Below are 14,385 nucleotides of genomic sequence, written 5' to 3'. Positions count from 1 at the left end.
ATGGCAAAACCTTTTGTTTTATAATTTGTATCAATATTATAAAACAAACATAATATATAATGGAACCATTTTTTCAGGAGGCTTCATTTGTTCTCTTTAAAAAACAAATTAGATCCTAGTTTAAAAATTGCTGTATCTAATAATTACTATAAGCACTATAGAGTAATAATTCAATGTAAAACCCTTAGAGAAAATATAGAGAAGAAGATAAAATCTTTTAAGGCTGAACTAATACATTCAATTCCCTCTTTAAACTGTATAAGTGCATATTTATCCGCAGGGAGTATTGAAAGATTGCTAGAGTACCCGGAGGTATCCCATATATCCTTTGATACCACGGCCATTTTGTGTGGCAGCAGCGTTTTAAATGCAAATGGTATAAGTTCTCGCGAGAAGTATAAGTTTACAGGAAAAGGTGTTGGTATTGGACTTATAGATACCGGAACATATCCTCATAATGATCTTATTCACCCTAATCACAAGGTTAAAAAATTTTTCGATGTTATTAATAATATTAAATATCCCTATGACGACAATGGACATGGTACCTTGTTAAGTGGAATAATTTGCGGAAGCGGTTATTCTTCAAAAGGAATGTACAGAGGCATAGCAGAAGACAGCCATATTTATTCAATTAAGGCCTTCAACAGCATTGGAAGGGGATATATATCAGATGTCTTATATGCAATAGATCTTATTATGAGCGAAAGGGAGGAATTCAATATAAGAATTCTTTGTCTTCCATTTGAAGTGTTAGATTATAATCAATTTATTCTGACTCTCTTTAATAAATTATTTGATTTAGCTGTTAAAAATAACATAGCTGTTGTAGTTCCAAGTGGAAACAATGGTCCAAAGGAAGGTACTATTAGAGGAATTGCTACTTTACCTAATTGCATTACAGTTTCTGGTTTAGATACTACTGCTAGTCCAAAGCCTTATATTCACTCCTCCATAGGTCCTTTTTCAAAACTAGAGAAGCCAGATTTATCGGCAGCCTGTGTAGATATTTGTTCCCTTAATACTAATAAAGCTTTCACCTCCGAAAGAAATGGATTAAAAATCTATGCTCCGCCTTTAGATAATCCCTATGTTACCTATTCAGGAACTTCATGTGCAGCAGCCTATATCTGTGGAGCATGTGCCTTACTCTTAGAAAGTAACCCTGCCCTTTCCTTTAAGGATATCCGCTCCTTATTAAAGGTGTCCTGCAAGGAAGTAGATGTAAGCAAATGGTGTCAGGGATCAGGATTACTAGACATAGGTAAATTGTTTATTTAATTACTATTATTAGGAAATATTAATAATCTGAAAATTATTTTTATTTATATTTAAAAATTGGCTATACTATAGTATTATAAATATAATAAATAATGCCAAATTACATTTATAAAATAAAAAATTAAATACTTAGGAGGAAATATGATGTTTAGCGAAAAACTTACAAAATTAATAAACAACCAGATAAATTATGAATTCTTTTCAGAACATGTGTACTTAGCAATGTCCGCTTACTGCGCAGATCAAGACTTAGATGGCTTTGCTAATTTCTTTAGAGTTCAAGCAGAAGAGGAAAGATTTCATGCAATGAAATTTTTCGACTATCTAGTGGATATGGATGCTAGAGTAAGAATAAGTAATAATCCAGAACCAAGAAATGACTATGGCTCAATTCTTGAAGCTTTTAAAGCTGCTCTTGAGCATGAAAAATCAAACACTAGAAATATATATACTATAGCAGATGCTGCTGCAGAAGAAAGAAACCACGCTACTATGAGCTTTTTAAAATGGTTTATAGATGAACAGGTAGAAGAAGAGTCTACTGTAAACACAGTAATTAAAAAGCTTGAGCGTATAGGTAGTGATAGCGCAGCCTTATATATGCTTGATACAGAATTAGCTGCAAGAGTGTTTATACCACCAACTAACACAGCAGTGTAAATCATAATATAAAAAATAGCTACAATATATAAAATATGCTACATGAGCTGATCGCTACGAAAGAAGTTCCAAGCTCAGAATAGCCACAAAACCAAGTGTTTTCGTCAAACTCACTTCGTTCAAACAGACGAACAACACTAAGGCTTTGTGGCTATTCTTTCACAAGGAACTTCTAATTCTCGCTTTATGCTCATTCCACATATTTTATATATTTTCGCTAAATTTCATATTGATATTGTATAAATATGTTTTTTAATTTTCCTTTTTAAAAATTGTGATTTTTAATTGTTAGGTCAATAGTTCTGGTATTTATTTGCTCAAAAAAGCAACTGGATTTTGAGCCACCCCATTTACTCTTACTTCAAAATGTAAATGAGGTCCTGTGCTGTTTCCTGTGCTTCCCACTAAGGCTATTTTATCTCCCTTATTAACATTCTGCCCAACCGTAACATCAAGTCTGCTGCAATGACCATATATAGTAATAAGCCCATTATCATGCTGAAGCTTTATAACATTTCCATAGCCAGTTTCCCATCCTGCATAAATTACTTTCCCATCTAGGGCAGCATAAATGGGATCTCCCATATTAGCTGCAATGTCCAAGCCTTCGTGCATTTTTCCCCAACGCATTCCAAAGCCTGAGGATATAGTGCCTCTAGAAGGAGTAAAAAATATACCTGTAGCCACAGCTCCTGGGCTTTTACTACCCTGCAATACTACCTTGTTTTTAGGCTGGATAATAGTTTTCTCGCTGGTAACCCTTGTATTTAATACTTTACCATTTATCATTTGTATTTCCGTTGTTACCGCCAACTTACCTTCCTTTCCATTATCTATAAGCTTGCTCTGTCCTACGGTCATATCCTCTGACCACTTAATAACAATTGTTGGTGATATAACCTCACTGCTTTCCTTTATACCTTTGAGTGTAAAAGCAACTAACTGACTCTGTGCTTTTTCATTTACTGCTTCTATTCTATTTACTACAATAGCTATGTCGTCTACTTGAGACATAAGCACTCTTTTCTTAACATATTTAATATTTGTTTTTAAGTCACAATTTTTAACTTCCAAACCACTTTTAGTAATATAATTGTTTTTAACATTTTCTAATATTTTTCTTCCTTCATCTTCACTTGCAACAATTGCAAATTCTCTTCCATCTGCCATCATTGCATAGGCATCTATTAACATACCTGAATTGTCAACTATTGATTTTTTTATAAATGAGCCATCTATTACTAACTCTTCATTTATTTTTACAGTATTTATTGTTAGGGAATTCTTAAGCTTTAAAGTAGAAAATCTACTTGATAGTTCTTCTACTATATTATTTACTAAATCGAAATTCTTTTTATCATTATTTATATAGGCTATTACCTTCTTATCTATACATATTTCATAGGCGTTAGGTTCATTAACACTGTACAATATGCTGGATATGCATAAAGTTGCTGAAAGAACCATAATGCTTATGGCTTTTCTACTGATTATACAATGACTCAAGGTTATCTCTCCTTTCACCTTAGATAATATGCCCAATATTTCCATAATTATAATTAAATTTGTAAATAGTGCTTTAATACAATAAATTTAACTTATTGTTCACATCTTTGATATGTTGAGTAACTGCCTGTATTTTGTTATAATAAATTGATACAATACAAGATGTTGTATAAAATTAATAAGAAAGGTTGCGGTGAAATGAGCACTTTTATGTTTAAAAGTAAAGCTCAAAATTTTACACCTGTCAGCAACATTTTTATAGATAATTACATGACGAAAGCTAGAGGAGACTTTGTTAAGGTTTATCTATTAGGTTTAAAATATTGCATAACAGGTGAAATTGGAGTTAGTTCCTCGATTCTTGCAAGTACACTGCACCTATTGGAAACCGATGTGTTAAATGCATGGAATTATTGGAATGATGAAGGTGTCATAAAAATGATGCCCATTGATAACATGGGAAACTTTAATATTCAATTCACGGATTTAAGCGAAAGAACTAATGCTAGTGATGATAATATAAACTTACTTCAGGAATTAAACAACAACTCAACTAAGGGTATGCTTCAAGACATTGAAAAACTTTTGGGACGGCCTCTTTCTCCTAAAGAAATGAGCCTTTATATCGGATGGCAGAAAGAATATAATTTTCCTCAAGAGCTAATTTTGCTGCTTATTCAATATTGTGTTTCTAAAGGAAAAACGGACTATAGGTATATAGAAAAAATCGCCATTGGCTGGTTTGATTCTAAAATAATAACAATAGAAGATGCTCAAGCATATATAAAAAGACATGAAGATAAATGGATAAAAATTCGAAAGATACTTAATTATCTTGGTATAAAAGATGGAGAGGTAATGAAGCCTCAAGAGGATATGCTTGATAAATGGATAAATACTTATAAATTTCCTCTTGAAGTAATATATAAAGCCTGCGATATTTGCTTTGAAAGGATCAACAAAGCTGAGTTTAAGTATATTGATGGCATACTTACCAGTTGGTTTAAGGATGGTATTACTTCCCTAGAAGATGTAGCAAAAAAAGATATAAAAACACATTCTCCTAAGAAAAATAATGTTCATAGTAAGCAAAATAATAATAGTACCTTTAACAACTTTGAACAACGAACTTATAACTTTGACGAATTGGAAAAGAAGCTTCTAGGCTGGGAGGATAGCAATGATTAATGGTTATCAAGCTGAAATACTAACAATTTATGAGAATATAAGAGAAGAAGAAGCTAGAAATCTAGCTTCAAGAAAGCAGGAAATAGAAAAAAAGCTTCCCCTTGTAATAGAGCTTGAACGTGAAATTGGTAAGCTTTGCGTAGAACTTACTATAAGCTCCTTCAAGGATATTCAAAATCGAGACCAATATCTTGCTATGTTAAAGGAAAAAATAACTGATTTAAGAATTAAAAAATCTGAGCTTCTTAATAAAAATGGTTACCCTATTAACTATTTAGATTTGCATTACAGGTGTGAAAAATGTAAAGATACAGGCTTTATTGGGAATCAAAAGTGTACTTGTTATAAACAAAACTTAGTAAAAATATATTATAAGAATTCTGAATTAAATATTCTCACTAAGGATAATAATTTTGATAATTTTAAGGTTGATTATTATTCTACAAGAAAAAATGAAAATGAACACGAAAGTCCAAGAAAGAACATGGAGAAAGTATTTACCCGTTCTATGAATTTCATTAGAACCTTTGGCACTAATAATGAAAATATGTTGTTCTACGGAAATTCAGGTACTGGAAAAACATTTTTATCAAATTGTATTGCAAAGGAACTTCTAGATAAAGGTTATCTTGTTGTCTACAGAACAGCTGACAGTCTCATTCAAAATCTAAAGCATATTCGCTTTGATGGAGATGAAGCACTTGAGGAACTTATAATAAATTGCGACTTACTCATAATTGATGACCTTGGGACTGAACAAATTACTGATTTTTCAAAAACAGAATTATTTAATTTATTAAATAAAAAGCTATTAAAGGGTAAAAATATGATTGTTTCCACTAATTGTACACTAGAAGAACTACTTCAGATTTATTCAGAAAGGATAAGTTCCAGGCTTCTTGGAAACTTTGGTCTCTATAAATTCTTTGGTGATGATATAAGAATAAAAAAGAACTTAAATAAGGCTAAGTAAAAAAATGTGGCATGGGGACATATCTCCTGCCACATCTTTTTACTTAAATTTAAAATTAATATTTATTGATTTTTAGTGTTATTAATTGATCTTAGTAATTTGAAAATAATTTATTTAATAAATGAGAGTAATTGAAAAAATCCTAAGCTTATAGCTTAGGATTTTTCTGGCGACCCAGAAGGGGCTCGAACCCTCGACCTCCGGCGTGACAGGCCGGCACTCTAACCAACTGAGCCACTGGGCCATATTTTATTAATTAATTAAGTGGTGGGCACAACAGGGCTCGAACCTGTGACCCTCTGCTTGTAAGGCAGATGCTCTCCCAGCTGAGCTATGCGCCCACTTATTGGTGACTCATAGGGGAATCGAACCCCTGTTACCACCGTGAAAGGGTGGTGTCTTGACCGCTTGACCAATGAGCCAAATTAAAAATGGAGCTGGCAATAGGAATCGAACCTACAACCTGCTGATTACAAGTCAGCTGCTCTACCGTTGAGCCATGCCAGCAAAAATGGCGACCCAGAAGGGGCTCGAACCCTCGACCTCCGGCGTGACAGGCCGGCACTCTAACCAACTGAGCCACTGGGCCATATTTAGTAATTAATTAAGTGGTGGGCACAACAGGGCTCGAACCTGTGACCCTCTGCTTGTAAGGCAGATGCTCTCCCAGCTGAGCTATGCGCCCACTTATTGGTGACTCATAGGGGAATCGAACCCCTGTTACCACCGTGAAAGGGTGGTGTCTTGACCGCTTGACCAATGAGCCAAATTCTATCTTGCCGCCTTAGCGACCCGACATAGACTATAATACATAAAATTTACTTCCATGTCAACTAATTTTTAAATATATTTTTCATTAATTAACTGTTATATTTTACCTGTTCCTTCAAGCTTCTTCTTACTCGTTATAGCTCAATAATGCTACCTAAATCACTTATATCACTATTTCCTTTTATAAAAAGACAATTCTACTAAAGCGCAGCCTTCTATTGCAGTAATTCCATTGATTTTACAGTATTCTTTTATGTCCGCACTTTCTGCACCGGGCTGAATTAATACTTTATCTATTCCGAGATTTTTTACTTCCTCTAATATCTTTAAACCTGAAACTGGATTAATGCAAAGATCTACAACATCAATTACATAATTCACTTCTTTTAAACTTTTATAAATACCTCCTGTTGTATCTCTTGGATTAATTCCTTCTACATTAAAGCCTTCATTTTTAAGTGAGCTTAATATTCTGCTTGCATATTTACTGCTATTTAAAACATCACCAACTACTACCCAATTTTTATAGTTTAACAATTCCTGTGCCTGCATTCTAACAACTCCCTTATTTAGATTTATTATTATATTATGTACTAAAATAAAATATATAGCTATACCCTTTGTATTTAAATTATAGAAACTTCTAATATGAAATATTTTGTTAATATATTCAAAATCATGATTTTAGGTTAAAATATAAAGATAATAGACTAACTCTGAAAGGGAGATTATTTTGAAGCATAAAGTTATTATTATAGGTGGCGGTGCTGCAGGAATAATGGCAGCGTTGCAGCTTAAGGATATGGGAATTGATGCAGCTATTGTTGAAGGCAATGATAGAATTGCAAAGAAGCTATTAACTACTGGAAATGGAAGATGCAATATTAGTAATAAACACATAGAAGAATCTAGATATCATAGTGAAAATGCTGGTTTTTATGCTCAAAGTTTAAACAATTTTTCAGTTAATGATACCATTGATTTTTTTTCTTCTATTGGTCTGCCCTTAGTTACCCTTGAAGAAGGTAAGATATTCCCAATGTCTCTTCAGGCATCTTCTGTAATAGACATTCTAAGGCTGGCCCTTGAAGATAGAAATATACCTTTATATCTTAATGCAAAGGTAAACAAAATAACTGTTTTAAATAAGCATTTTAAAATAGAAACAAAAAATCTGGATGCTTTTGAAGCTGAAAAAGTTATTTTATGCTGTGGTGGTAAGTCTGCGCCAAATACAGGTTCAGACGGCTTAGGCTATAACTTAGCAAAAGCTCTAGGTCATAGTATAGTAAATCCAATCCCTTCACTAGTGCAGCTAAAGCTAGAATACAAAAATCTAAAAGCCTTAGCTGGAGTAAAGTTTATTGGGATTGCAGAAATATATGTTAATGGAGAATTAAAAAGAAAAGAATTTGGAGAGATCTTATTCACAGATTACGGCATTTCAGGACCACCCATACTTCAATTAAGCCGATATGCTTCCTATTTCCTCTCCAATGGAAATTCTGTAGAAGTTAAAGTAGATATCATGTACACCATGAATATGGATGCTTTAGTAGATTTTTTAGACTCTCACTTTGCTGTATTTAATTATAGAAGTATTTATGACTCATTGATAGGTATAATAAACAAAAAAATGATTCCTATTATATTAAAAGAAGCCGGAATCTATGATATTCATAAACCTTGCTCAGATTTAGAATATAGTGAAAGGCAAAGTTTATATTCTTTATTAAAGGCTTGGAAATTTACGGTTTATGATACTAATAGCTTCTCAAATGCTCAGGTTACAGCTGGTGGTATTAACACTAAAGAAATTAATCCTCACACAATGGAGTCACTTATAGTTCCAAATCTTTATTTTGCTGGTGAGGTACTGGATGTTGATGGAGACTGTGGTGGATTCAACCTACAATGGGCATGGAGTTCAGCCAACACGGCAGCTAATGGAATTAATCAAAGTTTAAAATAAATAACGAATTAAGGAGGTTTTCTTGTGGAAAAACCTCCTTCTTTTATTTAGTTAAATGTTCTTTATTCCCCATTTAAAATGACTTAGTGCTGTTTATTTATTTTCTTTCACATTTAATAAATCTAAAAAGAACATAAATAAAGGAATACCGATTAAAAGACCCCATACCCCCATAAAATGCTCAGAGATAATTAAAACTATAAATATAATAAATACAGGCAGGTCAGTTTTAGATGCCATTAACTTTGGATTTAATACATAGCTTTCTAGAGCATGTAACGCAGCTATAAGTATTAGTACGTAAAATATTTTTAAAAGTCCGCCATATCTATAAGCTATTATGGTAAGGGGGACTAAAGAGGCTATTGTTCCTGCAACAGGTACTAAGCTGAAAAAGAAAACCATAACTCCAAGGCCTAAAATCTGTCTAAATCCTAATATGCTAAGCCCTATCATGGATAAGCAGGAGTTTATAAACGCAATTATAATCTGGGCTTGTATAACCTTTCCAAAGGAATTCAGAAAGTTAACTCCAAAATCATGTAGGTATCTGTAGAAACCGGAAACCCTGCTGTCCTTAAATCGTCTCATAAATTCTGAAACTTTGTTTTTTTCAAGCATAAAGAACATGCTTAACATTAAAGATAAAAATATATTTACGCTCCAAGTACCTATATTTTTTGCAGATTGAAGTAAGAAGTCAACTCCACCTTTGGTTATGTTTTTAAAATCAATTTGGGCATATACCTGCTCATATATTGGCAATAAGTACCTGGGTATATGTATACTTGATTTGAAATCAAACTCAGACATTTCCAATGTCATCTGATTTATAATAATTATAATTTGATTTATAACTACAGGAATATATTTATATATGAAAAAAGTTATTAAAGTTGCCATCAAAAGAAAAATAATCAAAGTAAATAAAGTATTACTTAAGTGCACAAACTTCCCAATTCTTTTTGTAATTGCATTCTCCGTACTATAAATAAAATATATGAAAAGAAAGGTTAATAAAAAAGTATTTATTAATCCTCTTAAAAAATATAAAAATATTATAAAGGTTATGAGAACTAAAATTCTCTTAGTAATCTCCTTTTGAAATAATTCTTTTAAAAATCCCATCTTCACCGCATCCTTCCAAATTCTAAGCCAATTATATACTATTATACTACATATATAATAAAAAACTTGTCAATTAATTTTATTTTTTAGAAACATATGGATTATTCTTAATATAAAATCTCCAAGGATAGAAGGCTGCCTCTTCAGCATAATCTATATTTATACGAGTAGTGCTCACCATTTCAAAAGATGCTTTATTTTCATCAGACATAATATATAATTCATCTCCACATAAGTTTTTTGCATTATCCATTCTATCTATTTTTAAAGCCCTGCAAAGTTTTCCCGGGCCGTTAGTAAGTCCCTTTACTTCACTTTTATTTAATTCCTCTTTACTTTTATTGTATCTATTTATTGCCATGGCATCCATATTAGAAATAGGTTCTAATGCTCTAATCAGTATTGCCTGAGGCTTGCCTATCTCCTCTACAACTACATTCATGCAGTGATACATTCCGTATATAAAATAAACATAGGAAAATCCGCCTAGACCATACATAACTTCATTTCTTTCAGTTCTTCTATTATTATAGGAATGAGCCGCCTTATCTTTTGGTCCCATATACGCTTCTACTTCCACTATTTTCCCTATTATTTCTTCTCCCTCGGCTTTATTCACAAGATACTTACCAAGCAAATCCTTTGCTACTGTTACGCTATCTCTCATATAAAAATCCCTGTTAAGTTTTTTCAAGCTATCATTCCTTCCCCACATAAATACAGACACGAAAACATATTAGAAAAACGGCATCCTTTTAATGGCTATATAATTATTATAAGCCTAAATGCACCTTTCTCATATTCTCGTGTCATAATTGTATTAGTTTACTTATTTTTATTTGAATTTGATTTATTTTTTTCATCACTTTGCTTGTCTGAAGACCCTATAGAACCCATTTGCTGTTGGGCCTGCTCCATAAACAGATTCATTTGAGACAGTGCCTCATTAGATTTTAATTGCTCATTAACCTGCTGGAGGGCTGCCATAGCCTGTTCTATGGACTTTTGAACCTGCTGCTGGATTTGCTGCTGCTGCTTTTGTGCTTCATTTCTAAAATCATTCATCTGCTTTGCAAGCTGCTGCATTGCATTTTCCTTTTCTCCGCCCTTTGAATTGTTATTTTTACTTTGATTATTGTTTGAAGAACTTTGGTTGCTATTACTATCTCCAGAACCTCCATTACTGGTTCCTCCATATGAATTGCTCTGCATATCATAAAGGGTTTGCTGCATACTGCTTAATTGTTCCTTTAAATTACTAATTTCTTGAGCCATTTCTGTATCATTAGAACTGCTATAATTAAAATAATCATCTAAAGAGTTCATATTATTATTATTACTATTATTGCTGTCGCTAACCATTTTATATGCCTCCTAAAACTACATATTTATTTATGTAGTTTTACCAATTTTTTTCATTATTATGCAAGTAAACAGTAATTTTCTACAAAATTCCATAGCAGCTACTGAGTTTAGCAAAATAATAGAAAATACAGAGGCAATTTTATTTAGAATCTATTTTATTGTTTTTCTTATACCATCTAAAACCAAAGAAGCCTGCTACTCCCAGTATTCCTAGCACAATTATATTAGAGAAGATAAAGATCAGTAAATTTTCAAGAAACAATATTATTGCAATAGAAGTATTTGAGAAGCCCTTTCCTATAGCCTTAAAAAACTCACTTCCACCTATTATGGTTTTCTTGCTATCCGGTACTATTGCCTTTTTGTCAGCATTTATTGTTATTGTTGAATAATCAACCTGCTTATCCCAGCTTTTTTTCATAGCCTCAAGAGAATCTGCTTCCCCCCTTATTCTATAAAGTTCTGCCTGAACCTTCAGTACTTCATCCACGGTATTTGCCTTTTTAAGAATTGTTAATATTTGATCTTCTTGAGCTCTTAAATTTTTAAGTCTCGCATCATTGTCCACATAGGCATCTGTAATGTTATTTGTGGTTATATTTTTATTAACAACCTTGTACCCATCTTCTGTAAACTTTACAAATTCATCAAACTTATCTGAAGGGATTCTTACAACTGTAGTAATTCTTTGCTCCATTGTATTGTCACTTTCAATGTAGCCTCCAAGCTCCTTGGTTTTCTTTTGAATGCTGTCTGAAAGCTTTCCTAGGTCATCCTCTTGAATTAGCAAAGTACAAAATCTTATTATTTTCGTTTCTTGATCTGTCTTTTTTTCTAATTTAGTATTAGTGACGGTGTTACCTTTAGCACTATCAGCAGTACTTCCATTTGATATGGATAAATTAGAATTAGCTGATTGGTCTGCAGCATTTAAGCCGCTAGCAGCTTGTGGGGCAGTGCTAGCTGAGTTTTTAGAGGCAGTCTTGCTGCCACAGCCTGCAAATAATAATATTAAAGTTAATATAACACATGTTAACTTTATTTTTCTCATATTAAATCCTCCTCATTAAGATGCAGAATTTTACTTATATATACGTAAGAAAAATCAAAAGGATACCATAAAATAAAAAAACAGGAAATTACCTTCCTATTTTTTTATTTTACTTTGATTTTAAATTGTTCATTAATACGACTTCTAGCTTTTCGTCATTAGTAAAACCCGCATAAATAATGTCTTTAATATCTTTGATTTGTTTATTATTAAGTTGATCTTTAAGCCACTTCTCATCTTTTTTTATCATATTTAAATGATCATAAATTATTTCCCCATTAACTATAATATCTATTACCATGCCCTTATATGGTACTTTAATATTTAAATCCTTTAAGGTAACATTATGAAGCTCCTGATTTTTGAGTACACTTAGCTGCCCATTAGGTTCTAGCAGTGCAAAATCAACTTCAGCTAGGTCAAAGATGTCCTTTTGTCTAAGCTGCATTAGTAAATCTTTCATATTATAACGGGCTTTTCTCATGTTATTATCATTTACTTGTCCTTTATCAATTAGAATAGTGCTTTCACCATCAGTAAGCCTTCTAAATTTAACGCTTTTTAAGCCTATGAATCCTGTAATTATAGGTAAAGTAGCCCAGCTCAATACTGCAATTAAACCATCTATATCATTTATCCTTCTATCTACGCTAATGGCTGCTGCAATAGAACCTATAGTAATGCTTACAACATAATCAAAGGAAGTCATCTGAGAAAGCTGCTTTTTACCCATAACTCTAGTTAGTATAAGTAATACTATGTATGAAATAATTGATTTTAAAAAAGTCAAAAAATATTCCTTCATAAATTCCTCCAAAATCTTTAGTATATAACATAGGTTTTTTAATTTTGAAGAATTTATGCTTTTTCATTTTATGACTTTATTTATATTCTCCTTTATCTTCTTTTTTTCTCTGCTCTCTGTTATAATAACAACTAATAAAATTAAAGCTATAAATACAAAAAATAATAGGTCCATTTTATCTCCACCCTTAATTTTTTATATTATATAATATGACTGAGGTATGAATTGTATAATTGGAAATCAAAAAAAGTGAGCATTAATGCTCACTTTCATGTTTTTAAAATAAATTTTTTAATAATTTTGAAGCTTCCTTAATATCCTTTTCACCTAGTATGGCAGATATAATTGCTGCGCCATCCACTCCAGCTTTGAGAATATCTTTAAGGTTGTTTTTATTTATTCCACCAATGGCTACCTTAGGTATTTTAATTGAACTACATACTTCTTTAAGCCCTTCTAGTCCTATAGGTTTATTAATATCCTTTTTAGTTCCAGTGTAAAATATAGTTCCCACACCCACATAATCAGCACCATTTTCCTCTGCCACTTTGGCTTCTTTTACGTTTTCTACTGAAATACCTATTATTTTATTCTTACCTAGTATCTTTCTTGCTACTTGAATTGGCATATCACTTTGTCCTAGATGTACTCCATCAGCATCAATGGCCTGTGCTATGTCTATTCTGTCGTTTACCACTAGCGGAACCTTATAGTAATCAGTTACCTCTTTTACCTCAGATGCAATATTGTAAAAAGCTCTAGTAGAAATATCCTTTTCTCTTATTTGAATAAAAGATACTCCGCCTTCTATGGCTTCACTTATAGCATCTTTTAAGCTCTTATTTCCCAAAAAGCTTCTATCAGTAACTAAATAGAGACTATAATCTATTTCCATATTACCTTTCCTTCCTTCATATATTTTTCTTCAGAAAGTAAATAGATATTATCTATAAGCTTCGTTCTAAAGCTACCTGGAAGCTGTACCTCCTCATAGGCTGCTTCACCTGCTAAATTCATAGAAAGTACTGCATTTACTACAGCAATAAAGCTGTCTTTTTCTGCACCAATCGCTGCACTACAAAGAGCTCCAAGCATGCATCCTGCTCCTGTAATCTTCGTAAGCATTTCTACTCCATTTTGAATAATTGCAACCCTTGCACCATTTGTAATAATATCTTCCTTACCTGTTGCTGCAACTACGCAGTTGTACTTTTTAGCTAAGTCTATGCAGGCCTCCTCAAGACCTTCTCCATCATCAACTGAATCTACCCCTCTTGCCTTTGAAGCTTGTCCTGCTAAAAACTTAATTTCCCCGCCATTTCCTTTTATTACATCTACTCTACCAAGTTCCAGCATTCTTTTTATAACTAAATTCTTTCGTGGAATTACTGAGCAGGCAACTGGATCAAGCACAACTGGCACATTATTAACCTTGGCAGAAATACTTGCTAGTACAGCTGCTTCCTCCTGTTCCTTAGTTAAGGTTCCTAAATTTATATATACAGCTGAAGACATTGCTGCAAAATCATAAACCTCATCGTAAGCTTCTACCATGGCAGGTGATGCACCAAATGCTAACAAAATGTTTGCACAGTCGTTTACCGTAACATAATTTGTTATAGCTTGTACTAGTGGAACCTTATTTCTTACCTTTGTAATAACTTTTGCTGCTTCATTAAGCATTA

14 protein-coding genes and 7 tRNA genes are annotated in these 14,385 nt (G+C 32.5%); 5 read left to right on the top strand and 16 right to left on the bottom strand.

The window, feature by feature from the left end; genetic code table 11:
- Window positions 1–87 precede the first annotated feature (87 nt).
- Together ACJDUH_RS15585 and ACJDUH_RS15580 are read left to right on the top strand one after the other, a co-directional pair.
- Entirely contained in the window at window positions 88–1,281 is a 1,194-nt protein-coding gene (locus ACJDUH_RS15585) for a S8 family serine peptidase (protein WP_406766126.1), read from the top strand.
- Window positions 1,282–1,425: 144 nt separating this feature from the next.
- Entirely contained in the window at window positions 1,426–1,941 is a 516-nt protein-coding gene (locus ACJDUH_RS15580) for a ferritin (protein WP_406766125.1), read from the top strand.
- A gap of 309 nt (window positions 1,942–2,250) precedes the next feature.
- Here ACJDUH_RS15580 and ACJDUH_RS15575 read toward each other — a convergent pair whose 3' ends face one another.
- Window positions 2,251–3,447, bottom strand: coding sequence for a M23 family metallopeptidase (locus ACJDUH_RS15575; protein ID WP_406766124.1), 1,197 nt, complete (start codon window positions 3,445–3,447; stop codon window positions 2,251–2,253).
- A gap of 198 nt (window positions 3,448–3,645) precedes the next feature.
- Here ACJDUH_RS15575 and ACJDUH_RS15570 point away from each other — a divergent pair, with 198 nt between their 5' ends.
- Both ACJDUH_RS15570 and ACJDUH_RS15565 read left to right on the top strand, forming a co-directional pair.
- On the top strand, window positions 3,646–4,635 hold the full coding sequence (locus ACJDUH_RS15570) for a DnaD domain protein (RefSeq protein WP_406766208.1): 990 nt from the start codon (window positions 3,646–3,648) through the stop codon (window positions 4,633–4,635).
- On the top strand, window positions 4,628–5,608 hold the full coding sequence (locus ACJDUH_RS15565) for an ATP-binding protein (protein ID WP_406766123.1): 981 nt from the start codon (window positions 4,628–4,630) through the stop codon (window positions 5,606–5,608). The genes ACJDUH_RS15570 and ACJDUH_RS15565 overlap by 8 nt, the downstream gene beginning before the upstream one ends.
- A gap of 167 nt (window positions 5,609–5,775) precedes the next feature.
- Here ACJDUH_RS15565 and ACJDUH_RS15560 read toward each other — a convergent pair.
- The 8 genes from ACJDUH_RS15560 to ACJDUH_RS15525 form a co-directional block, all read right to left on the bottom strand.
- Window positions 5,776–5,852, bottom strand: a tRNA-Asp gene (locus ACJDUH_RS15560).
- A 21-nt stretch (window positions 5,853–5,873) separates the two neighbouring features.
- A tRNA-Val gene (locus ACJDUH_RS15555) sits at window positions 5,874–5,949 on the bottom strand.
- Between the two features lie 6 nt (window positions 5,950–5,955).
- Window positions 5,956–6,030 (bottom strand) — tRNA-Glu (locus ACJDUH_RS15550).
- A 10-nt stretch (window positions 6,031–6,040) separates the two neighbouring features.
- Window positions 6,041–6,115, bottom strand: a tRNA-Thr gene (locus ACJDUH_RS15545).
- A 5-nt stretch (window positions 6,116–6,120) separates the two neighbouring features.
- Window positions 6,121–6,197 (bottom strand) — tRNA-Asp (locus ACJDUH_RS15540).
- A 20-nt stretch (window positions 6,198–6,217) separates the two neighbouring features.
- Window positions 6,218–6,293 (bottom strand) — tRNA-Val (locus ACJDUH_RS15535).
- A gap of 6 nt (window positions 6,294–6,299) precedes the next feature.
- Window positions 6,300–6,374, bottom strand: a tRNA-Glu gene (locus ACJDUH_RS15530).
- Window positions 6,375–6,550: 176 nt separating this feature from the next.
- The gene (locus tag ACJDUH_RS15525; protein ID WP_406766122.1) at window positions 6,551–6,931 is read right to left on the bottom strand and encodes a CoA-binding protein; all 381 of its coding nucleotides are present in this window, start codon (window positions 6,929–6,931) and stop codon (window positions 6,551–6,553) included.
- A 181-nt stretch (window positions 6,932–7,112) separates the two neighbouring features.
- Between ACJDUH_RS15525 and ACJDUH_RS15520 the strand changes: the two genes are divergently transcribed.
- Window positions 7,113–8,351, top strand: a complete 1,239-nt coding sequence (locus tag ACJDUH_RS15520) for a BaiN/RdsA family NAD(P)/FAD-dependent oxidoreductase (RefSeq protein ID WP_406766121.1) — start codon at window positions 7,113–7,115, stop codon at window positions 8,349–8,351.
- Window positions 8,352–8,444: 93 nt separating this feature from the next.
- On the opposite strand, the gene ACJDUH_RS15515 is transcribed toward ACJDUH_RS15520, so the two are convergent.
- The 7 genes from ACJDUH_RS15515 to thiM all read right to left on the bottom strand — a co-directional run bounded on the left by ACJDUH_RS15515 (window position 8,445) and on the right by thiM (window position 14,383).
- A complete protein-coding gene (locus ACJDUH_RS15515; protein WP_406766120.1) occupies window positions 8,445–9,479 on the bottom strand; it encodes an AI-2E family transporter in 1,035 nt (344 codons plus the stop codon).
- Window positions 9,480–9,558: 79 nt separating this feature from the next.
- Complete coding sequence (locus tag ACJDUH_RS15510; protein WP_406766119.1) at window positions 9,559–10,173, bottom strand: DNA-3-methyladenine glycosylase; 615 nt, start codon at window positions 10,171–10,173, stop codon at window positions 9,559–9,561.
- A gap of 131 nt (window positions 10,174–10,304) precedes the next feature.
- A complete protein-coding gene (locus ACJDUH_RS15505; RefSeq protein ID WP_406766118.1) occupies window positions 10,305–10,841 on the bottom strand; it encodes a hypothetical protein in 537 nt (178 codons plus the stop codon).
- A 142-nt stretch (window positions 10,842–10,983) separates the two neighbouring features.
- The gene (locus tag ACJDUH_RS15500; protein ID WP_406766117.1) at window positions 10,984–11,895 is read right to left on the bottom strand and encodes a DUF4349 domain-containing protein; all 912 of its coding nucleotides are present in this window, start codon (window positions 11,893–11,895) and stop codon (window positions 10,984–10,986) included.
- 109 nt (window positions 11,896–12,004) lie between these two features.
- Entirely contained in the window at window positions 12,005–12,700 is a 696-nt protein-coding gene (locus ACJDUH_RS15495) for a DUF421 domain-containing protein (protein WP_406766116.1), read from the bottom strand.
- A 277-nt stretch (window positions 12,701–12,977) separates the two neighbouring features.
- Window positions 12,978–13,595 (bottom strand): thiamine phosphate synthase, encoded by a 618-nt coding sequence (gene thiE, locus ACJDUH_RS15490; RefSeq protein ID WP_406766115.1) that lies wholly within the window; start codon window positions 13,593–13,595, stop codon window positions 12,978–12,980.
- Entirely contained in the window at window positions 13,586–14,383 is a 798-nt protein-coding gene (gene thiM / locus ACJDUH_RS15485; protein WP_406766114.1) for a hydroxyethylthiazole kinase, read from the bottom strand. Before thiM ends, thiE begins: the two co-directional genes overlap by 10 nt.
- Window positions 14,384–14,385: the final 2 nt, after the last annotated feature.

The organism is Candidatus Clostridium radicumherbarum (genome assembly GCF_045310525.1).
GTDB classification, from domain to species: domain Bacteria; phylum Bacillota; class Clostridia; order Clostridiales; family Clostridiaceae; genus Clostridium_AT; species Clostridium_AT radicumherbarum.
This window is presented reverse-complemented; position numbering and strand designations above follow the sequence as displayed.